This is a genomic window from Modicisalibacter tunisiensis (genome assembly GCF_020148005.1).
In the GTDB taxonomy this organism is placed as follows: Bacteria; Pseudomonadota; Gammaproteobacteria; order Pseudomonadales; family Halomonadaceae; genus Modicisalibacter; species Modicisalibacter tunisiensis.
In genome coordinates, this window is the sequence record NZ_JAGXFD010000001.1 from 2,265,980 (window position 1) to 2,288,944 (window position 22,965).

Annotated in this window: 23 protein-coding genes; 11 read left to right on the plus strand and 12 right to left on the minus strand. The window is 68.6% G+C overall.

Annotated features, from left to right (window positions below; translation table 11 throughout):
• Window positions 1-52 precede the first annotated feature (52 nt).
• From KGQ91_RS10535 to tldD, 7 genes are all read left to right on the plus strand, one after another.
• The gene (locus KGQ91_RS10535) at window positions 53-1,090 is read left to right on the plus strand and encodes a rod shape-determining protein (protein WP_163649898.1); all 1,038 of its coding nucleotides are present in this window, start codon (window positions 53-55) and stop codon (window positions 1,088-1,090) included.
• Window positions 1,091-1,167: 77 nt separating this feature from the next.
• A complete protein-coding gene (mreC, locus tag KGQ91_RS10540; protein WP_224416790.1) occupies window positions 1,168-2,070 on the plus strand; it encodes a rod shape-determining protein MreC in 903 nt (300 codons plus the stop codon).
• Window positions 2,067-2,552 carry a rod shape-determining protein MreD gene (gene mreD / locus KGQ91_RS10545; protein ID WP_224415180.1) on the plus strand — a complete coding sequence of 162 codons (486 nt, stop codon included), beginning with the start codon at window positions 2,067-2,069 and terminating at the stop codon, window positions 2,550-2,552. The genes mreC and mreD overlap by 4 nt, the downstream gene beginning before the upstream one ends.
• A 62-nt stretch (window positions 2,553-2,614) precedes the next feature.
• Complete coding sequence (locus KGQ91_RS10550) at window positions 2,615-3,208, plus strand: Maf family protein (protein WP_224415179.1); 594 nt, start codon at window positions 2,615-2,617, stop codon at window positions 3,206-3,208.
• Between the two features lie 34 nt (window positions 3,209-3,242).
• A complete protein-coding gene (gene rng, locus KGQ91_RS10555) occupies window positions 3,243-4,706 on the plus strand; it encodes a ribonuclease G (protein WP_163649894.1) in 1,464 nt (487 codons plus the stop codon).
• 19 nt (window positions 4,707-4,725) lie between these two features.
• Window positions 4,726-8,574: a YhdP family protein gene (locus tag KGQ91_RS10560; RefSeq protein ID WP_224415178.1), complete on the plus strand. Its 3,849-nt coding sequence runs from the start codon at window positions 4,726-4,728 to the stop codon at window positions 8,572-8,574.
• Window positions 8,571-10,025, plus strand: coding sequence for a metalloprotease TldD (gene tldD / locus KGQ91_RS10565; RefSeq protein ID WP_224415177.1), 1,455 nt, complete (start codon window positions 8,571-8,573; stop codon window positions 10,023-10,025). The genes KGQ91_RS10560 and tldD overlap by 4 nt, the downstream gene beginning before the upstream one ends.
• Before the next feature lie 171 nt (window positions 10,026-10,196).
• On the opposite strand, the gene yjgA is transcribed toward tldD, so the two are convergent.
• Entirely contained in the window at window positions 10,197-10,712 is a 516-nt protein-coding gene (yjgA, locus tag KGQ91_RS10570; protein ID WP_224415176.1) for a ribosome biogenesis factor YjgA, read from the minus strand.
• A 64-nt stretch (window positions 10,713-10,776) separates the two neighbouring features.
• On the opposite strand from yjgA, the gene pmbA reads away from it, so the two are divergent.
• Window positions 10,777-12,117 carry a metalloprotease PmbA gene (gene pmbA / locus KGQ91_RS10575; protein ID WP_224415175.1) on the plus strand — a complete coding sequence of 447 codons (1,341 nt, stop codon included), beginning with the start codon at window positions 10,777-10,779 and terminating at the stop codon, window positions 12,115-12,117.
• Between the two features lie 43 nt (window positions 12,118-12,160).
• Here the strand turns inward: pmbA and mgtE are convergent, their stop codons facing one another.
• The 11 genes from mgtE to KGQ91_RS10630 all read right to left on the minus strand — a co-directional run bounded on the left by mgtE (window position 12,161) and on the right by KGQ91_RS10630 (window position 20,687).
• Window positions 12,161-13,516 carry a magnesium transporter gene (gene mgtE, locus KGQ91_RS10580; protein WP_224415174.1) on the minus strand — a complete coding sequence of 452 codons (1,356 nt, stop codon included), beginning with the start codon at window positions 13,514-13,516 and terminating at the stop codon, window positions 12,161-12,163.
• 93 nt (window positions 13,517-13,609) lie between these two features.
• Window positions 13,610-13,879: an HPr family phosphocarrier protein gene (locus KGQ91_RS10585; RefSeq protein ID WP_224415173.1), complete on the minus strand. Its 270-nt coding sequence runs from the start codon at window positions 13,877-13,879 to the stop codon at window positions 13,610-13,612.
• Window positions 13,866-14,756 carry an RNase adapter RapZ gene (rapZ, locus tag KGQ91_RS10590; RefSeq protein WP_224415172.1) on the minus strand — a complete coding sequence of 297 codons (891 nt, stop codon included), beginning with the start codon at window positions 14,754-14,756 and terminating at the stop codon, window positions 13,866-13,868. Before rapZ ends, KGQ91_RS10585 begins: the two co-directional genes overlap by 14 nt.
• A 40-nt stretch (window positions 14,757-14,796) precedes the next feature.
• Window positions 14,797-15,285 carry a PTS IIA-like nitrogen regulatory protein PtsN gene (gene ptsN / locus KGQ91_RS10595; RefSeq protein ID WP_224415171.1) on the minus strand — a complete coding sequence of 163 codons (489 nt, stop codon included), beginning with the start codon at window positions 15,283-15,285 and terminating at the stop codon, window positions 14,797-14,799.
• An 11-nt stretch (window positions 15,286-15,296) separates the two neighbouring features.
• Window positions 15,297-15,605 (minus strand): ribosome hibernation-promoting factor, HPF/YfiA family, encoded by a 309-nt coding sequence (hpf, locus tag KGQ91_RS10600; protein WP_224415170.1) that lies wholly within the window; start codon window positions 15,603-15,605, stop codon window positions 15,297-15,299.
• Between the two features lie 126 nt (window positions 15,606-15,731).
• Complete coding sequence (locus tag KGQ91_RS10605) at window positions 15,732-17,141, minus strand: RNA polymerase factor sigma-54 (RefSeq protein ID WP_224415169.1); 1,410 nt, start codon at window positions 17,139-17,141, stop codon at window positions 15,732-15,734.
• Window positions 17,142-17,255: 114 nt separating this feature from the next.
• A complete protein-coding gene (gene lptB, locus KGQ91_RS10610; RefSeq protein WP_163649883.1) occupies window positions 17,256-17,981 on the minus strand; it encodes an LPS export ABC transporter ATP-binding protein in 726 nt (241 codons plus the stop codon).
• A gap of 22 nt (window positions 17,982-18,003) precedes the next feature.
• Window positions 18,004-18,519: a lipopolysaccharide transport periplasmic protein LptA gene (lptA, locus tag KGQ91_RS10615; protein ID WP_163649882.1), complete on the minus strand. Its 516-nt coding sequence runs from the start codon at window positions 18,517-18,519 to the stop codon at window positions 18,004-18,006.
• Entirely contained in the window at window positions 18,519-19,103 is a 585-nt protein-coding gene (lptC, locus tag KGQ91_RS10620; RefSeq protein WP_224415168.1) for an LPS export ABC transporter periplasmic protein LptC, read from the minus strand. The genes lptA and lptC overlap by 1 nt, the downstream gene beginning before the upstream one ends.
• Window positions 19,104-19,107: 4 nt before the next feature.
• On the minus strand, window positions 19,108-19,665 hold the full coding sequence (locus KGQ91_RS10625) for a KdsC family phosphatase (RefSeq protein ID WP_163649880.1): 558 nt from the start codon (window positions 19,663-19,665) through the stop codon (window positions 19,108-19,110).
• 41 nt (window positions 19,666-19,706) lie between these two features.
• Entirely contained in the window at window positions 19,707-20,687 is a 981-nt protein-coding gene (locus tag KGQ91_RS10630; protein WP_224420965.1) for a KpsF/GutQ family sugar-phosphate isomerase, read from the minus strand.
• 175 nt (window positions 20,688-20,862) lie between these two features.
• On the opposite strand from KGQ91_RS10630, the gene KGQ91_RS10635 reads away from it, so the two are divergent.
• The 3 genes from KGQ91_RS10635 to mlaD are packed head-to-tail and all read left to right on the plus strand — an operon-like array spanning window position 20,863 to window position 22,960.
• Window positions 20,863-21,675, plus strand: a complete 813-nt coding sequence (locus tag KGQ91_RS10635) for an ABC transporter ATP-binding protein (RefSeq protein ID WP_163649878.1) — start codon at window positions 20,863-20,865, stop codon at window positions 21,673-21,675.
• Window positions 21,676-21,731: 56 nt separating this feature from the next.
• Window positions 21,732-22,499, plus strand: a complete 768-nt coding sequence (gene mlaE / locus KGQ91_RS10640; protein ID WP_163649963.1) for a lipid asymmetry maintenance ABC transporter permease subunit MlaE — start codon at window positions 21,732-21,734, stop codon at window positions 22,497-22,499.
• Window positions 22,496-22,960: an outer membrane lipid asymmetry maintenance protein MlaD gene (gene mlaD / locus KGQ91_RS10645; protein ID WP_163649877.1), complete on the plus strand. Its 465-nt coding sequence runs from the start codon at window positions 22,496-22,498 to the stop codon at window positions 22,958-22,960. Before mlaE ends, mlaD begins: the two co-directional genes overlap by 4 nt.
• The last annotated feature ends 5 nt before the right edge of the window (window positions 22,961-22,965 follow it).

Below are 22,965 nucleotides of genomic sequence, written 5' to 3' on the forward strand. Positions count from 1 at the left end.
ATACCGTTTGCGTCCGCACAGGGTTCCGGTCTGGACTAGGTGAAAGACTTCCATGTTTAAACGTTTGAGGGGGCTGTTCTCCAGCGATCTGTCGATCGACCTGGGGACCGCCAATACGCTGATTTATGTTCGCGGCCGCGGCATCGTCCTCGATGAGCCCTCGGTGGTGGCGATTCGCCAGTCGGGCAACATGCGCAGCGTCGCTGCCGTGGGCGTCGATGCCAAGCGCATGCTGGGCCGTACCCCGGGCAACATCACGGCGATCCGCCCGATGAAGGACGGCGTGATCGCCGACTTCACCGTCACCGAGCAGATGCTTCAGCACTTCATCCGCAAGGTCCACCAGAGCACCTTCCTGACGCCGAGCCCGCGTGTGCTGGTCTGCGTGCCCTGCATGTCGACCCAGGTCGAGCGCCGCGCCATCAAGGAATCCGCCGAGGGGGCAGGGGCCCGCGAGGTGTTCCTGATCGAGGAGCCCATGGCGGCGGCGATCGGCGCCGGGCTGCCGGTCGAGGAGGCCCAGGGCTCGATGGTCGTCGACGTCGGCGGCGGCACCTCCGAGATCGCCATCATCTCTCTCAACGGCGTGGTCTACTCCGAGTCGATCCGGGTCGGCGGCGATCGTTTCGACGAGGCGATCACCGCCTATGTGCGCCGTCACTACGGTAGCCTGATCGGCGAGGCCACGGCGGAGCGCATCAAGGAGGAGATCGGCTGTGCCTATCCGGGCGGCGAGCTGCGCGAGATCGACGTGCGCGGCCGCAACCTGGCCGAGGGCATTCCGCGCAGCTTCACCCTCAATTCCCACGAGATTCTCGATGCCCTGCAGGATCCGCTGTCGTCCATCGTCACCGCGGTCAAGAGCGCGCTGGAGCAGTCGCCCCCCGAGCTGGCCGCCGACATCGCCGAGCGCGGCCTGGTGCTGACCGGCGGCGGCGCGCTGCTGCGCGACATCGACAAGCTGATCGCCGAGGAAACCGGCCTGCCGGTGATCGTCGCCGAGGACCCGCTGACCTGCGTGGCCCGGGGCGGCGGCAAGGCGCTGGAAATGATCGATCAGCACACCTTCGAACTGCTGTCCAGCGAGTGAGTCCGGCGGCACGCACGGCGTGCCGTCCCGGGTCGATCGTGTTCCGGTCATTGGCCAGCTCGTAGGGGAGTCGTGCTATCAAACCGCTGTTCTCGCAGGGTTCCGCCCCCGGCTATCGCATGCTGCTGTGCGCCTTCATCGCCTTCGCGCTGATGTTCGCCGAGCATCGCCTGCCGCGCGTGGCGGAGCTGCGGGCACATCTGTCCACCGTGGTCACGCCGGTGCAGTGGCTGGCCAGCCTGCCCAGCGAGGCGCTCTCCTGGGGGGCGCTGGCGGTTTCCGATCAACGCGATCTGATCGACGAGAATCGTCGGCTGCGTCGGCAGCTTCTCACCCTCTCCCATCGTGTGCAGCGCATGGCCAGCCTGTCCGCCGAGAATGCCCGGCTGCGTGAGCTGCTCAACGCCGCCCGGCACCGCCGGGTTCCCTATATCACCGCCGAGCTGCTGTCGCTGGACTCCGACCCCTTCACCCATCAGATGGTGCTCGATCGTGGGCGCACCGACGGCGTCTACGTCGGGCAGCCGGTGACCGATGCCTCGGGGCTGATCGGCCAGGTGATCGCCGTGTCCGCCTACACCAGCCGGGTGCTGATGGTGGCCGACGCCAGTCATGCGGTGCCGGTGCGCGTGACGCGCAACGGGCTGCGCTTCATCGTCCAGGGAACCGGCAGCTACGACACCCTGGATGTGCTCCATGTGCCGGACACGGCGGATATCCGCGAGGGCGATCTGCTGGTGACCTCCGGGCTGGGCGGTCGCTTTCCCGAAGGCTATCCGGTGGCCCGCGTGACCCTGGTGGTGCACGATCCCGGCGCCCCCTTCGCCCGGGTCGAGGCCGAGCCGGTGGCCCAGCCCGAACGCTCGCGGCACTTCCTGATGCTCTTTCCGCCCCGGCGCACGCCCGCGGCCGGGATCAGCGACGTGGCCCGACAGGCCGCCCTGAGCGTGGCCGCTGGGGCCGTCGAGGAGGCGCCATGATCGGCTCGCTGCGCAGCCTGCTGATGACCTGGGTGACCCTGGGCCTGGCCCTGTGCCTGCAGGCCATGCCGCTGCCCGATGCCTGGCTGATCTGGCGGCCCGACTGGCTGGGCCTGATGCTGATCTACTGGTGCCTGGTGGCTCCCCGGCGGGTCGGCGTCTTCCATGGGTTCGTGCTGGGCCTGCTGATCGATCTGGTCGAGGGCGCCCCGCTCGGACAGAATGCGCTGGTGCTGTCGCTGCTGGCCTATCTGTCGCTGCTGCTCTATTCGCGCATGCGCGCCTATGCGCTGATCCAGCAGGCGGTGCTGGTATTCGTGCTGCTGGGCATTGCCCAGCTGGTCGAGCAGTGGCTGCGCACCATCTTCGGGCCCTTCGCCATCAACCTGGCCTTCCTGCTGCCGGCGCTGATCGGCGCCGTCCTCTGGCCGTGGCTGTTCACCCTGCTGCAGATGCTGCGCCGCCGTCTCGGCGTGAGCTGACCCCCGGATGCGGCGCGCGCGTCGCCATGTTCACCGACTGGAATCAAAATCAGGAGGGCGCCATGTCCCCGGTTCTGCGTCTGGCGTCGGCCTCGCCCCGCCGCCGTGACCTGCTGGCCTCGATCGGCATCGCCGTCGAGGTCGCTCCCGTCGATATCGACGAAACCCCGCGGCCCGACGAGTCGGCCGAAGCCTATGTACGGCGCCTGGCGCGCGAGAAGGCCGAGACCGGGGCGCGGGGCAGTGCACTGCCGACGCTCGGCTCGGATACCGCCGTAGTGCAGGACGGGCGGATTCTCGGCAAGCCGCGTGATCGCGCACACGCCGCCGAGATGCTCTCGGCCCTGTCCGGGCGTGCTCATGCGGTGCTGACCGCGGTGGCGGTGGTCGGCCCGGCGGGGCTGCTCGAGACCTGCGTGACGACGCGGGTGGTCATGCGCGCTGTCGCGGCCGGCGAGATCGACGCCTACTGGGCGACCGGCGAGCCGGCCGACAAGGCCGGCGGCTACGCCATCCAGGGGCGGGCGGCGGTGTTCGTCGAGCGCATCGAGGGCAGCCACTCGGCGGTGGTCGGCCTGCCGCTGTTCGAGACCGCCGAGCTGCTGCGCCGCCAGGGGATTGCGCTGTGGCCGGCGGCGGGCGAGGCTGTGTCATAATCGTTCAGGAAGTTTTCAGCACAAGGACCGGCGCATGAGCGGTGAGGTACTGATCAATCTGACCCCGATGGAGACCCGCGTGGCGGTGGTGGAGAACGGGGTCCTGCAGGAAGCCTTCATCGAGCGCAGTCGGCGCCGGGGCATCGTCGGCAACATCTACAAGGGCAAGGTGGCGCGGGTGCTGCCGGGCATGCAGGCGGCCTTCATCGACATCGGCCTGGAGCGGGCGGCCTTCATCCATGCCAACGAGGTGATGCCGCCCAACACGCCGGCCGACGAGCAGGTCTCGATCAGCCAGCTGCTGCATCAGGGCCAGCCGCTGGTGGTGCAGGTCACCAAGGACCCGATCGGCTCGAAGGGGGCGCGGCTGACCACGCACCTGTCGGTGCCCTCGCGCTATCTGGTCTACATGCCCGACTCGCCGCATACCGGGGTCTCGCAGCGCATCGAGGACGACAGCGAGCGCGAACGCCTGCGCGGCCTGGTCGATACCTGCCTGGCGGGCATCGACACGCCGGTGTGCGGCGGCTTCATCATTCGCACCGCCGCCGAGGGCGTGGGCGAGGAGGAGCTGATTACCGACATGCAGTTCCTGCTGCGCCTGTGGCGCAAGGTCGAGCAGCGCAAGGGCAGCGCGCTCGCGCCCAGCTGCATCTACGACGACCTGCCGCTGTTCATCCGCACCCTGCGTGACGTGATGCGCGACGACATCGAGAAGGTGCGCATCGATTCCCGCGAGAACTACCACCGCCTGGTGGAGTTCGCCGAGGAGTTCATGCCGGGCATGGTCGAGCGCATCGAGTACTATCCCGGCGAACGGCCGATCTTCGACCTGTTCAGCGTCGAGGACGAGATCCAGAAGGCACTGGGGCGCAAGGTCCAGCTCAAGTCCGGCGGCTATCTGGTGATCGACCAGACCGAGGCGATGACCACCATCGACGTCAATACCGGCGGCTACGTGGGGCATCGCAACCTCGAGGAGACCATCTTCAAGACCAACCTCGAGGCGGCGACCACCATCGCCCGCCAGCTGCGTCTGCGCAATCTCGGCGGCATCATCATCATCGACTTCATCGACATGGAGGACAGCGAGCACCAGCGCCAGGTGCTGCGCGTGCTCGAGAAGTCGCTGGAGCGCGACCATGCCAAGAACAAGCTGACCGGGGTGACCGAGCTGGGGCTGGTCCAGCTGACCCGCAAGCGTACCCGCGAGAGCCTCGAACAGACGCTTTGCGAGCCGTGCCCGACCTGCCAGGGGCGCGGCACGCTGAAGACGCCGGAAACGGTGTGCTACGAGATCTTCCGCGAGATCCTGCGCGAGGAGCGCGCCTACAGCCCCGAGACCTACATGGTGCTGGCCTCCCAGGCCGTGGTGGACCGGCTGCTCGACGAGGAGTCGGCGGCGGTCGCCGACCTGGAGATCTTCATCGGCAAGACGATTCGCTTTCAGGTCGAGGGCCATTACTCCCAGGAGCAGTACGACATCGTGCTGATGTGAGCCCATGAGTTCGAGTCGCGTGACGCTGCGATGGGCCCTGACCGCGCTGGCCGTGGCGCTGGTCGTTGCCGCGCTGGTGGTGAGCGGGGCCCGCTGGATGCTGGGCCGGCTCGACGGGCAGCGCCTGGCCGCCGCCGTGGAGCAGTCGCTCGACGCCACGCTGACGGTGGAGGGCCTGCAGGGGCGGCTGCAGCGCCTGGATCCCGGCGTGACGGCCCGGGGGCTGCGGATCGTCAGCCGGGACGGGCCGAATGGCGAGGCGCGTCCCCTGCTGGAGGTCGGCAACGCCGCCTTGCGTCTCGATACCCTGTCCAGCCTGCTGCACTGGCAGCCGGTCTTCGCCCGCGCCCGGCTGGGCGCGGTCACCGTGCATCTCTATCAGGACGACGCGGGTGACTGGCGCTGGCCGGGTGTCGCGAGTGGCGGCGCCGCGTCGGGGGATCTTGCGGCCGGGGGGCTCGACCAGTGGCTGGGCCTGCTGCTGCGCCAGCGCCTGAGCGTCGAGGACGTGCGGGTGGTGCTCCACGGCCGCGACGGCGAGCTGACCCTGACGGCGCCACGCCTGCTGGTGGCCGGGCAGGATCGGCGCGTGCATGTCGAGGGCCAGTGGTTCGTGGAAGGGCAGAAGACGCGCTCGCTGTCGGTGGTGATGGAGGTCCAGCCCGGCGACGACGGCCTCGAGGACTTCGATGCCGCCCTCCAGGCGCGCATGGATCTGGGCAGTCTCGACCGCCTGGGGCAGCTGCTCTCCCATGGCAACGCCGTGCGCCTGGATCGCGTCTCCGGGCAGGCCTCGCTCTGGGCGCGCTGGCAGAAGGCGCGCGTCGCGGATGCCCGCCTGCAGGTCTCGGTCCCCTCGCTCAGCCTGGACAGCGACGATGGCCCGGTGGTGCTCGAGGATATCGGCGCTCGTGCCCAGTGGCGCCGTGCGCCCTCGGGCGACGGCTGGCAGGCCTGGGTGAATGCCCTGTCGCTGCGTGACGCCGACCAGGCGGCGACCGTTCTGCCGTCACGCCTGGCGCTGCGCGGGAATGACCAGGGCTGGTGGTTGCGCAGCACGCCGTTCTCGCTGGAGGCACTGGCGGCGCTGGGCGGTCGGCTGCCGCTGCCGGAAGCCGCCCGGCGGACGCTGGACGCGTTGCAGCCCCGGGGCCGGGTGCAGGGACTGCAGGTCGGCCGGCAGGCCGGCGCCTGGCAAGTGAAGGCGGCATTGCAGGGGGCGGCGGTGGATCCCTGGCAGAACGTGCCGGGGGGCGGCCCGGTGGACGCCTGGGTAGTGGCCGACGGCAAGCAGGGGCATGTCGACTTCTCGGGCGGCAAGGGAATGACGCTCCACTTTCCCGAGATCTTTCCCGATCCGCTGGTGCTGGATGCCGCCGGCGGGCGGGTCGACTGGTCGCTGGCCGAGCGCCAGCCACTGATCACCGGCAGGAATCTCCAGGTGCGCTGGCGCGATGCCCCGGTGGATGGCGGCTTCTCGCTGCGCCTCCCGGGCAACAACGCCGATCGTCGGCCGGGTCAGTTCACGCTGGATCTGGCGATGCGCGACGTCGACGCCGTGGAAACGCCGCTGGGCGAGTGGCTGCCGCTGAAGCTGTTCGATGCCGACCTGCGCGACTTCCTGACCGGCGGCATTCGCGGACGGGTGCCGCGCGGCAACCTGCATGTCGAGCAGCGCCTCGACAAGGAGGCGATGGCCGATGACGGCAATGACGGAGGCGGCGACGACCTGGGGACACGCACGCGCCTGACGCTGGACCTCGACATCGAGCAGGGGCGATTGCCCTATGATCCGAAGTGGCCGGCCCTGGAAGCGGTCAGCGGGCACCTGCACATGGTCGACGATACCCTCAAGGCGCGGGTCGACCATGCCGAGACGCTGGGGCTGGTCAGCGAGGGGGCGACGGTCTCGATGGTCGACAAGCGCCTGCGCGTCGACGGACCGGTGAGCGGCCCCGTGCAGGGCCTGCTGCAGTTTCTGGCGGCGGCGCCGATCGACGGGCTCGACGACTTCGCCGACTGGCGCGGCGAGGGGCGGGTCGCCGGGAAACTGGGTGTCGCGGTGGGGCTGGCTACCCAAGGAAAGGGCGATCCGCCGGTGACGGTGGATGTCGACGCCCGGGTCGACGCTCCCTCGCTGCGGCTGCCGCAGTCCGGGCTGGTGCTGGGCAATGTCAACGGCCGGCTGAACTACCGGCATGCCGGCGATACCGACACCCTGACCGGCCAGCTCGGGGCGCGCGCCTTCCAGGGGCCGCTGCTGGCGACCTTCGATGTCGGCGGCGCCGGCGTGACCCTGGAGGGCCGTGCCCTGGCGCGCGGGCTGCTGGCCTGGGGGGGAGTCGCCGGACTGAGCGGGTTGCTGGAGGGCTACTTTCCCTATTCGGCGACGCTCGACCTGAGCGGCGCATCCCCCCGGCTTTCCCTGGACAGCGACCTGCAGGGGCTTGCCATAAGGCTGCCGGCACCCTTCGGCAAGACCGCCGCGGCGCAAGTGCCGCTGCATTTCGAGGCGGCACAGGGGCCGCGGCGGGTCGAGGCGACCCTGAAGAATCGCCTGCGCCTGCGCTGGCGGGCGCTGGGGCCGGAGACGGGCCAGGGGCAGGTGTGGCTGGAGCAGTGGCCTGCCACGCTGCCGGCCTGGCCGGGCGACCAGGGCTGGACGGTCGACTGGCGGACCCCGCGGCTGCCGCTGACGGCATGGCAGGAAGCCCTGGCGGGCCTGGGGGGCTGGCCCGGGGGTGACGGTGGCGCCTCCGGGAGTACGGCACTGCGCCGCCTGACCCTGCAGACGCCCTGTCTTTCCCAGGCCGGGCGCTGTCTCGGCGACCTGCAGGCCCGGGCCACGCCGCTGCCGGCGCAGGGCTGGTCGGTGGATCTGCAGGGGAGTGTGGTCGCCGGACATGCCAGCTATCGTCAGCGCCGGGTGACACCGGTGTCGGTGCAGCTGTCGCGGCTCGACCTGGACGCCCTGACGCCCGACATGCCGCAGGCGACGTTGAGCGGGGAGATCGCCACCGCGCCCGAGCCGCAGCCGCTGCCCGACGGGATCGCTCGCCTGCCCGCGGGGCGTGTCGAGATCGCCACGCTGATTCGCGGCGGGCAGCGCTTCGGTCCCTTCTCGGCCAGCTGGGAGGCCACGCCGTCGCGCCTGCGCATCGCGCCGGTGTCGCTGACCCTGGGGGACATCACCGGCCAGGGCGAGCTGGTATGGGAGGCCTCGGGGAAGGAAGCGAGCCTGAGTCGTTCGCGGCTGACGCTCGAGGGCGGCGATCTGGGCAGCGCACTGCAGGCCCTCGGCCAGCCGGTGGCGGTGCGCTCGCGGCGTACACGGGTGCAGTCGCAGCTGGCCTGGCCGGGTGCGCCCTGGCAGTTCGCCCTGGCGCGCTCGCGGGGCAACATCGATGCCGAACTCGACGACGGCAGCTTCCTGACCCTGGATTCGCCCTCGGCGCGCTTGATCGGCCTGCTCAATATCGACAACCTGCTGCGCCGCCTGCGGCTGGACTTTTCCGACGTGACCGACAAGGGCACGGCTTTCGACAGCGTTCGTGGACATGCCACACTGTATGATGGTCGCCTGGAAACCCGCGGGCCGGTCAAGATCGATGGCGCCTCCACGCAGTTCAGCCTCGATGGCAGCGTGGACCTGATGGCCCGCCGGCTGGACCTGATGCTGGGCGTCACCGTACCGGTCAGCCAGAACCTGCCGCTGGCCGCCGTGCTGGCGGGCGCGCCCTACGTGGGCGGCGCCCTGTATCTGGCCGACAAGCTCTTCGGTGGCTGGCTGGATCAGGTCACGCGAATTTACTACCGCGTGCAGGGGCCCTGGACCTCGCCGCGAATCACTGTGGAAAACGCTGAATGACCCGACTCTCTCAATCGCCTCTCGATGAGGCCACGACGACCCTGCTGGTTCCCGGCGGGCTCGACGCACAGGCGCTCGAGCCGGGCCTGGCGGAAGCGCTGGGCCCGGGGATCGACTACGCCGACCTGTACTTCCAGCGCAGCTGGCAGGAAAGCTGGGTACTGGAGGACGGCGAGGTCAAGGACGCCAGTTTCAATATCGACGGCGGCGTCGGTGTGCGCGCCCTGGCCGGCGAGAAGACCGGCTTCGCCTTCTCCAACCAGATCACTGCCGAGGCGCTGGCCGAGGCCGGGCGCACGGCCTCGGGGATTGCCCGCAGCGGGGCGCGCCTGTCGCCGGTACCGATCGCCGCCGGCGGCGCGCCGGCCCGCTACGCCGGGGTCGACCCGCTCTCGGGGCTGGCTCCCGAGGACAAGATCGCCATGCTCAAGCAGGCCGATCGCGTGGCACGGGCCGCGGATCCCAGCGTGGTCCAGGTCAGCGCCTCGCTGAGCGGCGTTCACGAGGTGGTGCTGGTGCGCGCCAGCGACGGCACCCTGGCCGCGGATATCCGCCCGCTGGTGCGCTTCAACGTCAGCGTCATCGCCATGCGCGATGGCCGCCGCGAGCGCGGCAGCGCCGGGGGCGGCGGCCGCTATCCGATGTCACGCCTGCGCGACGAGAACGTGGCCGAGCGCTACGCGAAGGATGCCGTGCGCCAGGCGCTGGTCAATCTCGAGGCAGTGGATGCGCCGGCCGGGCAGATGCCGGTGGTGCTGGGTGCCGGCTGGCCGGGCATCCTGCTGCACGAGGCGGTGGGCCACGGTCTCGAGGGCGACTTCAACCGCAAGGGCAGCTCCGCTTTCGCCGGGCGCCTCGGCGAGCGGGTCGCCGCGCCGGGGGTCACGGTGGTCGACGACGCCACGCTGGCCGACCGGCGCGGCTCGCTGTCCATCGACGACGAGGGCACCCCGGGTGCCTGCACGCCGCTGATCGAGGACGGCATCCTCACCGGCTACATGCAGGACAAGCTCAACGCCCGGCTGATGGGCATGGCGCCCACCGGCAACGCACGCCGCGAGTCCTATGCCCACATGCCCATGCCGCGCATGACCAACACCTACATGCTGGCCGGCCAGGCGGACCCCGAGGAGATCATCGGCAGCGTCAAGCGCGGGCTCTACGCGGTCAGCTTCGGCGGTGGTCAGGTCGACATCACCTCCGGCAAGTTCGTGTTCTCGGCCAGTGAGGCCTATCTGATCGAGGACGGCCGGATCACCGCGCCGGTGAAGGGCGCGACGCTGATCGGCAATGGCCCCGAGGCGATGGGTCGGGTATCGATGATCGGCCACGATATGGCGCTCGACACCGGTATCGGGGTCTGCGGCAAGGAAGGCCAGGGTGTGCCGGTCGGCGTGGGGCAACCGACACTCAAGCTTGACGAGCTGACCGTCGGCGGCACCCAGTCCTGAGCCGGACGTGCCTGCGCGGCGCCCATGCGGCTACGGCGTTGGGAATCGACTCGGCCTGTTCGTTTACGGCCTGTAAGCTCCGCGGCCTCGTCGATTTCCGCCTTGTCCGGGCACCGCTCGGCGTCGTCTTGCAATGGCGCGAGGTTGGCACGGCGTGAGCGCCGGGTGCGTTTACACTCCCGCCGTGTCCCGAATCAGCTTGAACAGCTTGCGGGCGCTGGTGGGCGGCTTGCCGCGTTCACGCTCGCTGCGGGCGTTGCGGATCAGCTGGCGCAGGGTCTGGCGGTCGACGTCGGGGTAGTCGGCGATGAAGGCCTCCAGTTCGGCCTGGTCGCCGTCGATCAGCCGGTCGCGCCAGCGCTCGAGTTTGTGGAAGGCCAGGTCGTGGCGCTGGCGTTCCTGTTCGAAGCGATCGAACACGGCACGAATGGCGTCGAGGTCCTCGCGGCGCATCAGCTTGCCGACGTACTGCATGTGGCGTCGGCGCCCCTCGTGGGAGCGGATGCGACCGGTTTCCTCGACGGCGGCCAGCAGGTCGTCGGAGAGCGGCAGCTGCGCCCGCTGGCCCTCGGGGAGCGCGATGATCTGTTCTCCCAGCGCCTGCAGCGCCTGCATCTCGCGCTTGCGCTGGGTCTTGCTGGGACGTTGCGGGGAGTCGTCGTGCGACTCGGACGAATCGAAAGACATGCCATTTCCATCATGATGGGTGGGTTGGAGCAGTATACCAGCCCCCGGTAACAAGGAGATCAGGATGACTCAGGCCTTTGATGCCGAGGCGCAGCAGGCGCTTCTGGAGTCGCGGGTGGCGCTGGCGCTGGAGCAGGCGCGCCACGCCGGTGCGGATGCCTGCGAGGTCGGCGCGAGTGTCGATCAGGGCATCGAAATCAACGTGCGCATGGGCGATGTGGAATCCGTCGAACTGGCGCGCGATCAGGGCTTTGCCGTGACCGTCTATCTGGGGCAGCGCAAGGGCAGTGCCTCGTCGTCGGATGCCAGTGAGGCGTCGATCCGCGACGCCGTGGACAAGGCCATGGCGATTGCCCGCTATACCGGCGAGGATCCGGCCTCGGGGCTGGCCGATGCCGAGCTGATGGCGCGCGAACTGCCCGACCTCGGGGTGCATCATCCCTGGCGGCTGAGCACCGACGAGGCGATCGAGCTGGCGCTGGCCTGCGAGAATGCCGGGCGCGGCGTGGCGGGCATCAGCCAGTCCGACGGGGCGAGCCTGTCGAGCGGCGAGGGCGTGCGCGTCTACGGCAACAGCCATGGCTTTCTGGGCAGCCAGCGCGGCAGCCGCCACTCGCTGTCCTGCGTGCTGATCGCCCGCGACGACAAGGGCATGCAGCGCGATTACGACTACACCAGCGAGCGCGATCCGGCACGTCTGGCCTCGCCGGAGGCGGTGGGGCGTCGGGCCGCCGAGCGCACCGTGAGCCGTCTGGGTGCGCAGCGCCCGCGTACCGGGCGGATGCCGGTAATGTTTGCCCCGGAAATGGCCGGCGGTCTGGTCGGTCACTTTCTCAGCGCGATCGCCGGCGGGGCCCTCTACCGTCAGGCGTCCTTCCTCTGCGACAGCCTGGGCGAACCGCTGTTTCCCGAGTGGCTCTCGCTCGTCGAGCGGCCGCGGGAGCCGGGAGCGATGGCCAGCAGCGCCTTCGACAACGACGGGGTCTACACCCGTGACAATGTCTTCGTCGACCGCGGCAAGATCGCCAGCTACATGCTCTCGGCCTACAGCGCCCGACGGCTGGGCATGACCACGACCGGCAACGCCGGTGGCGCGCGTAACGTGCGTCTCGAGGCGCCGCTCGTTTCGCGCGAATCCCTGCTGAAGGAGCTGGGCACCGGCGTGCTGGTCACCGAGCTGATGGGGCAGGGGGTCAACGGGGTCACCGGTGACTACTCGCGTGGCGCGGCGGGCTTCTGGGTCGAGGACGGCGAGATTCGTCACCCGGTCGAGGAGTTCACCATCGCCGGCAACCTGCGCGACATGTTCGCCAATCTGCGGGCGCTGGGCGATGACATCGACACCCGGGGCAGCGTGCATACCGGCAGCTGGCTGGTCGATGGCATGACCGTGGCCGGCGACTGAGCGGCCAGGGCCACCGGGCGAGGGGGCTCCCTCGCCCGGTGGCTCAGAGGTAGAACAGGGTCGCCAGGCCCAGAAAGGCCATGAATCCCACCACGTCGGTCACCGTGGTGAGAATCACGCTGCCCGACAGGGCCGGGTCGATGTTGAGCTTCTTGAGCACCACCGGCAGCAGGGTGCCGACCAGGGCGGCGATCAGCAGATTGATGACGATCGCCGCCGCGATGATGACGCCCAGTGCCGGGTCGCCGAACCACAGTACGGCGATGGCGGCGATGACCAGCGCCCACAGAAGGCCGTTGAGCAGGCCCACCACCAGCTCGCGGTTGAGCAGCCACTTGACGTTGCCGCCGCCGACGTGGCCCAGGGCGATGCCGCGGATCAGCACGGTCAGCGTCTGCGAGCCGGCGATGCCACCCATGCTGGCCACGATCGGCATCAACACCGCCAAGGCGGTGATGCGCTGAATGGTGCCTTCGAACAGGCCGATCACCGCGGCCGCCAGGAAGGCGGTGAGCAGGTTGATGCCCAGCCACACCGCGCGACGACGGCTGGTGCGCCAGGCGGGCGCGAAGGTGTCTTCCTCCTCGTCCAGGCCGGCCATGCTCATCACCTGATGCTCGGCGTTCTCGCGGATGACGTCCACCACGTCGTCGATGGTGATCCGTCCCAGCAGGTGGCCGTCGGTACCGACCACCGGTGCCGAGACCAGGTCGAACTTCTCGAACAGCTTGGCGACCTCAGCATCGGGGGTCATGGCGGGAATGCTGACGCCTTCGGTATCCATCAGTTCGCGGACCAGCATGGTGGTATCCGAGACCAGCAGGCGCTCGATCGGCAGGCTGCCGATCAGCTTGTCGCCGCGGGTGACCACCAGCAGGCTGTCGGTGGTGTCGGGCAGGCGCTCGTGGCGGCGCAGGTAGCGCAGCACGACGTCGAGGGTGATGTCCGGGCGGATGGTCACCGCATCGGTGTTCATCAGCCCGCCGGCGGTGTCCTCCGGGTAGGCGAGCACCGTCTCGAGACGCTGGCGTTCCTGCGCCTCCATCGAGGCCAGCACCTCGAGCGTGACGGTGTTGGGCAGCCGCTGCAGCAGGTCGGCCAGGTCGTCGACGTCCAGCCCCTCGGTGGCCGAGACCAGCTGCTGGGCGTTCATCCGGTTGAGGAACAGGGTCTGTAGGTCGTCGTTGAGATACTGCAGCACCTCGCCCTGCAGTTCCGGGTCGACCAGTTCCCAGAGGACCTCGCGCTCTCGCGGCGGGGTGGATTCCAGCAGGTGGGCCACATCGACGGGCGCCAGGCCGCGATTGAGCATGCGCCGGGCCTGGTCGAGGGCGCCGCTTTCCAGTGCCTCGTTGAGTCGTTCCAGGCGGGGCTGCAAGCGTTCGGGATTCTGGCTCATGCGTCTGTCGTCCTCGACCGGGTGGGCAGGCAGGCGCCATCTTAGCATTGCCTTAACGGGGGCAGGCAGCCCCGGCGTATCGACGACGTCGGTTCATTGCTCCTCGTCGAAGCGTGCCTCGAAGAGCGCCTGGAGGGCGTCCAGGGCTTCCTCGGCCTGGGGGCCTTCCGCCTCGATGGTCAGGCAGGTGCCGCAGGGGGCGGCGAGCATCAGCAGCGACATGATGTTGGCGGCATCGCCGCAGCGGGTCTGATGATGGACGATGATCCGCGCTTCGTAGCCCTGACAGCACTGGACGAGCTTGGTGGCGGCGCGGGCGTGCAGGCCGCGCTTGTTGGTCAGGGTCAGTTCACGGCTCGGCACGGGACGCCCCCACGGCGGTGTTGATGCCCAGCTCCCGATGGCGTAGCCGTACCTGATAGCGCCCGGCGAATATCGCGGCGAGACGTTCGGTGAGATAGACCGAGCGGTGCTGGCCGCCGGTGCAGCCGACGGCCACGGTCAGGTAGCTGCGGTTGCTGGCTTGGTAGGCCGGCAGCCAGCGCTCCAGCCAGGCGCGGATGTCGTCATGCATGGCGGTGACTTCCGGGTAGCCTTCGAGGAAGTCGACGATTTCCGGGTCGCGGCCGTTGAACTGGCGCAGCCGCGGGTCCCAGTAGGGGTTGGGCAGGCAGCGGGCATCGAAGACGATATCGGCGTCGAGCGGCACGCCGCGCTTGAAGCCGAAGGACTCGAAGGTCAGGGTGAGCTGGCCGCTGCGGTGATGGGCGACCTGCTCGGCGATGCGCCCGCGCAGCTCGTGCACCGACAGCTGCGAGGTGTCGATGACGAGGTCGGCGAGGTCGCGGATGCCCGACAGTGCCTGTTCCTCGGATTCGACGGCTTCCGCGAGGGTCATCTCGCTGTCCCGGGTCAGCGGGTGGCGCCGCCGCGTGGCCGAGTAGCGCTCGAGCAGGATCTTGTCCTCGGAGGTCAGGTAGACCACCTGGCAGTCGAGGCCGCGGGCGCGCAGCGTTTCCAGCAGCCCGGGAAAGCGTTCGAGGGCGGTGGGCACGTTGCGGGCATCGATGCTCACGGCAATATTGGAGCGGCGGGTGTCGTCCTGTCGGAGTTCATCGATCAGGGGGTCGAGGAGCATGGCCGGCAGGTTGTCGATGGCATAGAAGCCCAGGTCCTCGAGGGCCTGGAGGGCGATCGACTTGCCGGACCCGGAACGACCGCTGATGATCACGAGCTGCATCGCGGCGGCTCTCCTGGTGGCGGTGGAACGAGAAGCGCGACTAGCCGAGCGTCTCGCCGGATGTGCCTTCCTGGCGGCGAATGGCGTCGAGCAGGGTCTCGTAGAGCTCGCGCTGACTTTCGCTGTGACGCAGACGGCTGCGGATGTCGGCGTCGTTCATGATGCCGGCCACCTGGCCCAGCAGGGCGAGGTGAGTGTCGTCCGCTTCCTCGGGCACCAGCAGCACGAAGATCAGGTCGACCGGCTCGCCGTCGACGGCATCGAAGTCGATGGGTTCCTGCAGCTTGAGGAAGCCGGCGATCGGCGCCTTGCAGTGAGGGTTGCGCGCATGGGGGATCGCCACGCCGTTGCCGATCCCGGTGCTGCCCAGCCGCTCGCGGCCGATCAGGCGGCTGAAGACTTCCTGGCTGTCCAGGCTCGGCGTGTTCTGCGCGATGAAGGTGCTGAAGAATTCCAGCACGCGCTTCTTGCTCCCCCCGGGCACCGCGAAGAGCGTGCGCTCGGGGGGCAGGATGGCTTCCAGTGTCATGATGGGCGGAGTCAGCGGGCCCCGGCGCCTTGCGCGCGGGCCTGGGCCTTTTCCTTGTGCTTGACGAGCTGGCGATCGAGCTTGTCGGCCAGAGCGTCGATGGCGGCGTACATGTCGCCATTCTCGGCTTCGGCATGCAAGTCGGCACCGGCGGCGTGAAGGGTGCAGGCAGCCTGGTGGCGTTCCTTCTCGACCGAGAGGGTTACCTGAACGGTCGTGATGTTGTCGTAATGACGCTCGAGACGCGTCAGTTTCTCGTTGACGTAGTCACGCAATGCATCTGTCAGTTCGACATGATGGCCGGTGATATTCGCTTGCATGGACACGCTCCTGTTCCGGCGAGTGGTGGCTCGATTGTAACCCTTTTTGCAGCTTAGCAAACCCCTGTGAGAGGGCCGACGTGAAGATGGTTCGGACCCTGTCGATCAGGACGCTTCTGCGCCCCTTCAGGCTAGTCGCTTGCGCTCGCTGGAGGAAGGGATCCCCATGGCCTCGCGATACTTGGCGACGGTGCGGCGAGCCACCTTGATGCCGTCCGCGGCGAGCAGGTCGACCAGCTTGCTGTCGGAGAGCGGCTTGCGGGGCGGTTCCTCGCCGATCAGCTTCTTGAGCCGGGCGCGGATCGCGGTGCTGGAATGCGCATCGCCCTCGCCGCCGACATGGCTCGAGAAGAAGTACTTGAGCTCGAAGACGCCGCGTGGCGTGTGGATGAACTTCTGGGTGGTCACCCGCGAGATGGTGGATTCGTGCATTTCCACCGCCTGTGCGATGTCGGCCAGGATCAGGGGCTTCATGGATTCCTCGCCGTGGTCGAGGAAGTCCAGTTGCCGGGTCATGATCTCGCGCCCGACCTTGAGCAGGGTGTCGTTGCGGCTGGAGAGGCTCTTGATCAGCCAGCGCGCCTCCTGCAGGTGCTGCTTCATGAAAGTGTTGTCGTCGCTCTTGTCGGCGCGGCGAATCAGGGCGGCATAGTCGGGCTGGATGCGCAGGCGGGGCAGGGCTTCGGGGTTGAGCTCGATGCGCCAGCCTTCGTGCGAGTGGCGTGCCACCAGATCGGGAATCACGTAGTCGTTGCCGGTGGCGTCGAAGGCCTGGCCGGGACGCGGATCGAGGGTACGGATCAGCGCGATCACGCTGTCGAGCTGGTCGTCATCGAGCCGCAGCCGGCGCTTGAGCAGCTTGCGGTCGTCGCCGGCCAGGGCCTCGAGGAACTGCCGCACCAGTCGCCGGGCCTGAGGGAGCAGGGGCGTGTCGTCGGGCAGGACGCCGAGCTGCAGCAGCAGGCATTCGCGCAGGTCGCGGGCCAGCACGCCGGTGGGCTCGAACTGCTGAAGGCGCATCAGTACCGCTTCCACCTCGGGGGCGCGCAGCCCCTCGAGGCCCTGGGCGCGCAGCCCGTCGACGAGACTGTCTAGGGGGGCGGCCAGGTAGCCGTCGGCGTCGACGGCGTCGATCAGGGTTTCGGCGATGATGCGTTCGCGCTCGTTCAGGTCGGCCATGGCGAGCTGCCAGGTGAGGTGGTCCTGAAGGCTTTCCCCGGCGGCATTGCGTTCGAGATCCGGCCCCTCGTCGCTGCGACTGCCGGAAGCCATGTCCTGATAGGTGTCGGACCAGTCGCTGTCGACGGCCAGCTCATCCGGGATGTCCTGGTTCCAGTCGTCCTCGGCCGCATCGCTGACGGCGGTCTCGCCGAACTCCTCCTCCATCTCGAGCATGGGGTTGGACTCGAGCGCCTGCTGAATTTCCTGGCGGAGGTCCAGCGTCGACAGCTGCAGCAACTGGATGGCCTGCTGCAGCTGGGGCGTCATGGTCAGCTGCGTGCCGACCCGGAGCTGCAACGTGGGTTTCATAGCCATGACGTGCCTACTTCGCTGACGGATTCGGGGATACCGTATCCCGGCCCCTCTTGCCTTGCAAGTAAATAAGCAATAACTGTGCCACAAGATGGCGGGCGCAGTGCGCCCTGCGGGCTAGAGCCGGAATTCGTGGCCCAGGTAGACCTCGCGGACCTTTTCACTGGCCAGGATCGCCTCGGCGCCGCCTTCGGCGATGATCTGGCCGTCGCCGACGATGTAGGCCTTGTCGCAGATGTCCAGGGTCTCGCGGACGTTGTGATCGGTGATCAGGATGCCGATGCCGCGGTCGCGCAGCTGGCGGATGATGCTCTTGATCTCGCCCACCGAGATGGGGTCGACGCCGGCGAAGGGTTCGTCGAGCAGGATGAAGGCCGGCTCGGTGGCCAGCGAGCGGGCGATTTCCACGCGACGCCGCTCGCCGCCGGACAGGCTCATGCCCGGATTGTCGCGGATGTGGCCGATATGGAACTCCTCGAGCAGCTGCTCGAGCTGCGCCCGGCGGCCCGCCCTGTCGAGGTCCCGGCGGGTCTCGAGAATGGCCATGATGTTGTCGGCCACCGACAGCTTGCGGAAGATCGAGGCTTCCTGGGGTAGGTAGCCGATGCCGGCGCGGGCACGCTGGTGCATGGGCGCACGGCTCAGGTCCAGGTCGTCGATCGCCACCTCGCCGGCATCGGCACGCACCAGGCCGACGATCATGTAGAACGAGGTGGTCTTGCCCGCTCCGTTGGGGCCGAGCAGGCCGACGATGCTGCCCTGGCCGATGGTCAGGCTGATGTCCTGGACCACACGGCGGCTCTTGTAGCTCTTGGCGAGATGGCGGGCGACAAGGGTCTTCATGCTATTCCTCGAAGCGGCGGGTTCACGGCGACGACTTGGGCGTCAGGGTCATGCGCACCCGCTGGCCATCGCTGCCCTGCGCGCTGGAGCGGGCCTGGACCTTGCGGCTGTCGAGGTAGTACTCGACGTAGGCGCCGTTGAAGGTGTCCCGGGCCTTGTGAAGCTCGGCGTTGCCGATCAGCTCGACCCGGCGCTCGCCGGCATGGTAGACGACGGTGTTGCCCCAGCCCTTCACCAGGGGCTCCTTGGGAGCGGGGCGCTGCTCCAGGTAGGCGCGCTGCTTGTCGCCGGTGGCGGTGACCTGGGTCACCTCGCCCTGGTCGTTGCGTTCGATCTCGACGCGTTCGGCCTCGAGCACCATGCTGCCCTGGGTCAGGTTGACGTCGCCGGTGTAGACGGCGGTGCCGGCACGATCATCGAGATCCAGGCGATCCGCCGCCACGTTGATGGGTTGCCGGGCATCGCTTTCCAGCGCCGAGACGCCGGGGGCGAACAATGCCAGTGCGGTCAGGCCGAGGCCGGCAAGATAGGGGCGCATCAGGTTCCTCCCTGTGGGCTGATCGGCGGATGAAAGCCCTGAACGTCGCCGTTCAGGCGCATGCGGCCGGTGTCGATCCAGGCGTCGAGCCGGTCGCCGCTGGCGTGCTGCCGGTGCTGGCGCAGCGTGGCACGGCTGTCGCTCCAGGCGTGGTAGGTGTCGGCATCGTAGTGGAGCACGTCGCTTTCCACCTGCCAGCCTTCTTCCGGAGCCTGCAGCCTGGCGTCGCCGACGAGCACCAGCGGGTTGCCGCCGGCCTCCAGCCTACCCTTGTCGGCGGTGGCAAGCCAGGTGCGGCCCTGCTTGTCGTCCAGCCGGGCTCGGGGCGTTTCCAGGCGAGTGATGTCGTCGTCCGGGGTGTGCGCCAGGCGCGGGGTGGTCAGGTGCTGGTAGGCCCGGCCCGTGGCATCGAAGCGGGTCAGGCGGGCATTTTCCAGATAGTAGTCCGGCTCGCCGGTCTCGCCGGTCGGCACCGGACCGGGCAGGCCCACATCGCGCTGGTCGATGAGCGTCAGCACGCCGCCCAGGCCCACCAGGAGCAGGACCAGCAGCAGGGTGGAGAGGCGTCGGCGCGACAGGGTCATGGCGTCAGCCCTGGCCGTGGAGGTAGGTGTCGAGTACCGACGCCCAGTGTCCCTGCAGTTCGAGCAGGCCGTCGCAGATCTCGCGGACCGCGCCGTGCCCGCCGCTGCGGGCGGTGACCCAGTCGGCGTGGCGGCGGATGTAGTCCGGGGCGTTGGGCACGCTGATGCCCAGACCGGCGCGCTGGATGGGGGCCAGATCGGGCAGGTCGTCGCCACAGTAGGCTGCCTGCTCCCAGCTCAGCCCCAGCTTGTCGAGCAGCTGGCGCAGCAGGTCGAGCTTGGCGTCGTTGCCCTGATAGACGTGCTCGATGCCCAGTGCGGCGGCGCGGCGGCTGACCATGGACGAGGTGCGCCCGGTGATCAGGGCGATCTCGATGCCCGCCTGGCGCAGCAGCTTGATGCCCTGGCCGTCCTGGGTGTGGAAGCTCTTGATCTCCTGGCCGTCGGACTGAAAGTGCAGCCGCCCGTCGGTCATCACGCCGTCCACGTCGAGGGCCAGCAGCCTGACGCGGCGGGCGCATTCCACGAGGCGCGGGTGATTGAGGCGCGGATCCAGAACCATGGCGTTCTCCTCCTGTCGGTGGGCGGGGTGCAGGGCTCGGCTCAGATGACGCCGCTGGCCAGCAGGTCGTGCATGTGCAGGGCGCCGATCGGGCGCTCGTCGGCATCGACCACCGCCAGGGCGGTGATGCGATTGTCCTCCATCAGCTTGACGGCCTCGGCGGCCAGCACCTCGGCGCGGATGCGCTTGCCGCCTCGCGTCATGACGGCATCGACGCTCAGGTCATGCAGGTTGGCGTGCTGATCGAGGGTGCGGCGCAGGTCGCCGTCGGTGTAGACCCCGCAGAGCCGGCCGTCGGCATCGACCACACAGGTGAAGCCCAGCCCCTTGCGGGTGATTTCCAGCAGGGCGTCGCGCAGCGGGCTGCCCAGCGTCACGCGCGGCAGCCGCTCGCCGGTGTGCATGAGGTCCTCGACCTTGAGCAGCAGTCGGCGGCCGAGGCTGCCGCCGGGGTGCGACAGGGCGAAGTCCTCGGCGGTGAAGCCGCGGGCCTCGAGCAGGGCCACCGCCAGGGCGTCGCCCAGCGCCAGGGCGGCGGTGGTCGAGGCGGTGGGGGCGAGATCCAGGGGGCAGGCCTCGCGGGACACGCCGGCGTCGAGGTGCGCCTGAGCGTAGCGGGCCAGCGTGGAGCCGGGGCGGCCGGTCATGCTGATCAGCGGGGTTCCCATGCGCTTGAGCAGCGGCAGCAGGGCCGTGACCTCGGCCGTCTCGCCGGAGTTCGACAGGGCGAGCACCACGTCGCGCGGGGTGATCATGCCCAGGTCACCGTGGCTGGCCTCGCCGGGGTGCACGAAGAAGGCCGGCGTACCGGTGCTGGCCAGGGTGGCGGCGATCTTGCGAGCGACATGGCCGGACTTGCCCATGCCGGTGACCACGACGCGCCCCTGGCAGGTCAGCATCAGGCGGCAGGCCGTGTCGAAGTCGTCCGAAAGCTTGCCCTCGAGCGCGGCGATGGCCTGCTGTTCGATGTGCAGGGTGCGGCGGGCGCTGTCACGAAAGGCGAACTGGGGATCGATGGTCATGACGTCGTCGTGGGTGCCGGTCGGGAGATGGGCGCCCGATACGGGCGTCGCGGATGAACGGTCGCCCATTAAACGGGTTGCGCGGGGGGCTTGCAAGCGCCGTCAGTGGGGTATGGCAACAGTAATATTAGTTAGGATACAATGTTCGATAATTTCCGCTCATCAGGTTGCGCCAATGGACGATTCGTTGCTCGTCGATGTGGAGGGGCTGCATTTCTCACGTGGCGAGAAGGAAATCTTTCGCGGCCTCGACTTGCAGGTCCCCCGCGGCAAGATCACGGCGATCATGGGCCCCAGTGGTACCGGCAAGACCACGTTGCTCAAGTTGATCGGCGGCCAGCTGTATCCGGATGCCGGCCGGGTGCGCATCGCCGGCCAGGATGTTCATCGCCTGCCGCGCCGCACGCTGTTCCGGCTGCGCCGGCGCATGGGCATGCTCTTTCAGAGCGGGGCGCTGTTTTCGGATCTGTCCGTCTACGAGAACGTGGCCTTCCCGCTGCGGGTGCACACCGACCTGCCGGAAGCGATGATTCGCGACATCGTGCTCATGAAGCTGGAGGCCGTGGGCCTGCGCGGGGCGCGTGCCCTGATGCCCTCCGAGCTGTCCGGCGGCATGCTGCGCCGGGTGGCGCTGGCCCGGGCGATCGCGCTGGACCCCGAGCTGATCCTCTACGACGAGCCCTTCGTCGGCCAGGATCCCATCTCGATGGGGGTGCTCGTGCAGCTGATCAAGACGGTCAATCAGGCGCTGGGGCTGACGGCGGTGGTGGTGTCGCACGACATCAAGGAGACGCTGTCGATCGCCGATTACGTCTACGTGATTTCCGATGGTCAGGTGATGGCCCACGGCACGCCCGCGACCCTGAACGTCGACCAGGACGATCGCGTTCGCCAGTTCATCCACGGTGAGCCGGACGGCCCGGTGCCCTTCCACTATCCGGCGCCGGACTATTTCACCGATATCATGACGGGGAGGGCGTCATCGTGAGTCATGAGCACGCACGTCGCCGCGGGGCGTCGCGCCGTCAGCCGGTGCGCCAGATCATGGCACTGGGGCGCGGCACGCTGGACATGATCGATGCCCTGGGGCGGGCCGGCCTGTTCCTGATGCTGTCCTGCCTGGGCATTCCGTCGCGCGAGGGCATTCGCCTGTGGCTGCGCCAGATGCACTTCGTCGGTGTCATGTCGCTGGCCATCGTGCTGGTGTCGGGGCTGTTCATCGGCATGGTGCTGGCCCTGCAGGGCTACACCATTCTGGTGGACTTCGGTGCCGAGGACGCGCTGGGGCAGATGGTGGCCCTGTCGCTGCTGCGTGAGCTGGCACCGGTGGTCTCGGCGCTGCTGTTCGCCGGGCGGGCGGGCTCCGCGCTGACCGCCGAGATCGGGCTGATGAAGGCCACCGAGCAGCTGACCAGCATGGAAATGATCGGTGTCGACCCGCTGCGCCGGGTGATCGCCCCGCGACTGTGGGCCGGCTTCGTGTCGCTGCCGCTGCTGACCATCGGTTTCAGCGTGGTGGGCATCTGGGGGGGGTACCTGGTGGGCGTCGAGTGGCTGGGCGTGTTCGAGGGCTCCTACTGGAGCAACATGCAGGGCAGCGTGGGCTTCGTCGCCGATATCGGCAACGGGCTGATCAAGAGCCTGGTGTTCGCCATGGTGGTGACCTGGATCGCCGTGTTCCAGGGCTATGACCTGATTCCCACCTCGGAAGGCATCTCGCGGGCGACCACGCGCACGGTGGTGTATTCCTCGCTGGCGATTCTGGGGCTGGATTTCGTGCTGACGGCGATGATGTTTGGAGAGATCGGATGAAGCGCAGCAAGATGATGGAGTTTGGTGTCGGCCTGTTCATGCTGGCCGGCATTCTGGGGCTGGTGTTCCTGGGGCTGCGCGTCAGCGGCCTGGGCAGCGGCGTGGGGGGCGACACCTTCACCCTGAACGCCAATTTCGCCAACATCGGCGGCCTCAAGGTGCGCTCCAAGGTGACGGTCTCGGGGGTGGAAGTCGGTCAGGTGACCGGCATCGAGCTGGACCCCAAGTGGTACGACGCCCGGGTCACCATGGCCATCGACAGCAAGCTGGAGGGGCAGCTGCCCCGTGACAGCACCGCGGCGATCCTGACCGCCGGGCTGCTCGGCGAACAGTATGTCGGCCTGTCGCTCGGCGGGGCTCCGGACACCCTGAAGGATGGCGATACCATCCGCGATACCCAGCAGGCGCTGGTGCTGGAAGAGCTGATTCAGCAGTTTGTCTCGAACATGGTGAAGAACTGAGTCAC

Excerpts from the sequence above, each read along its gene's own strand:
- KGQ91_RS10535 (WP_163649898.1), top strand. The coding sequence starts at position 53 with ATGTTTAAACGTTTGAGGGGGCTGTTCTCCAGCGATCTGTCGATCGAC.
- mreD (WP_224415180.1), top strand. The coding sequence starts at position 2,067 with ATGATCGGCTCGCTGCGCAGCCTGCTGATGACCTGGGTGACCCTGGGC.
- KGQ91_RS10550 (WP_224415179.1), top strand. The coding sequence starts at position 2,615 with ATGTCCCCGGTTCTGCGTCTGGCGTCGGCCTCGCCCCGCCGCCGTGAC.
- rng (WP_163649894.1), top strand. The coding sequence starts at position 3,243 with ATGAGCGGTGAGGTACTGATCAATCTGACCCCGATGGAGACCCGCGTG.
- tldD (WP_224415177.1), top strand. The coding sequence starts at position 8,571 with ATGACCCGACTCTCTCAATCGCCTCTCGATGAGGCCACGACGACCCTG.
- yjgA (WP_224415176.1), bottom strand. The coding sequence starts at position 10,712 with ATGTCTTTCGATTCGTCCGAGTCGCACGACGACTCCCCGCAACGTCCC.
- pmbA (WP_224415175.1), top strand. The coding sequence starts at position 10,777 with ATGACTCAGGCCTTTGATGCCGAGGCGCAGCAGGCGCTTCTGGAGTCG.
- mgtE (WP_224415174.1), bottom strand. The coding sequence starts at position 13,516 with ATGAGCCAGAATCCCGAACGCTTGCAGCCCCGCCTGGAACGACTCAAC.
- rapZ (WP_224415172.1), bottom strand. The coding sequence starts at position 14,756 with ATGCAGCTCGTGATCATCAGCGGTCGTTCCGGGTCCGGCAAGTCGATC.
- ptsN (WP_224415171.1), bottom strand. The coding sequence starts at position 15,285 with ATGACACTGGAAGCCATCCTGCCCCCCGAGCGCACGCTCTTCGCGGTG.
- hpf (WP_224415170.1), bottom strand. The coding sequence starts at position 15,605 with ATGCAAGCGAATATCACCGGCCATCATGTCGAACTGACAGATGCATTG.
- KGQ91_RS10605 (WP_224415169.1), bottom strand. The coding sequence starts at position 17,141 with ATGGCTATGAAACCCACGTTGCAGCTCCGGGTCGGCACGCAGCTGACC.
- lptB (WP_163649883.1), bottom strand. The coding sequence starts at position 17,981 with ATGAAGACCCTTGTCGCCCGCCATCTCGCCAAGAGCTACAAGAGCCGC.
- lptA (WP_163649882.1), bottom strand. The coding sequence starts at position 18,519 with ATGCGCCCCTATCTTGCCGGCCTCGGCCTGACCGCACTGGCATTGTTC.
- lptC (WP_224415168.1), bottom strand. The coding sequence starts at position 19,103 with ATGACCCTGTCGCGCCGACGCCTCTCCACCCTGCTGCTGGTCCTGCTC.
- KGQ91_RS10625 (WP_163649880.1), bottom strand. The coding sequence starts at position 19,665 with ATGGTTCTGGATCCGCGCCTCAATCACCCGCGCCTCGTGGAATGCGCC.
- KGQ91_RS10630 (WP_224420965.1), bottom strand. The coding sequence starts at position 20,687 with ATGACCATCGATCCCCAGTTCGCCTTTCGTGACAGCGCCCGCCGCACC.
- KGQ91_RS10635 (WP_163649878.1), top strand. The coding sequence starts at position 20,863 with ATGGACGATTCGTTGCTCGTCGATGTGGAGGGGCTGCATTTCTCACGT.
- mlaE (WP_163649963.1), top strand. The coding sequence starts at position 21,732 with ATGGCACTGGGGCGCGGCACGCTGGACATGATCGATGCCCTGGGGCGG.
- mlaD (WP_163649877.1), top strand. The coding sequence starts at position 22,496 with ATGAAGCGCAGCAAGATGATGGAGTTTGGTGTCGGCCTGTTCATGCTG.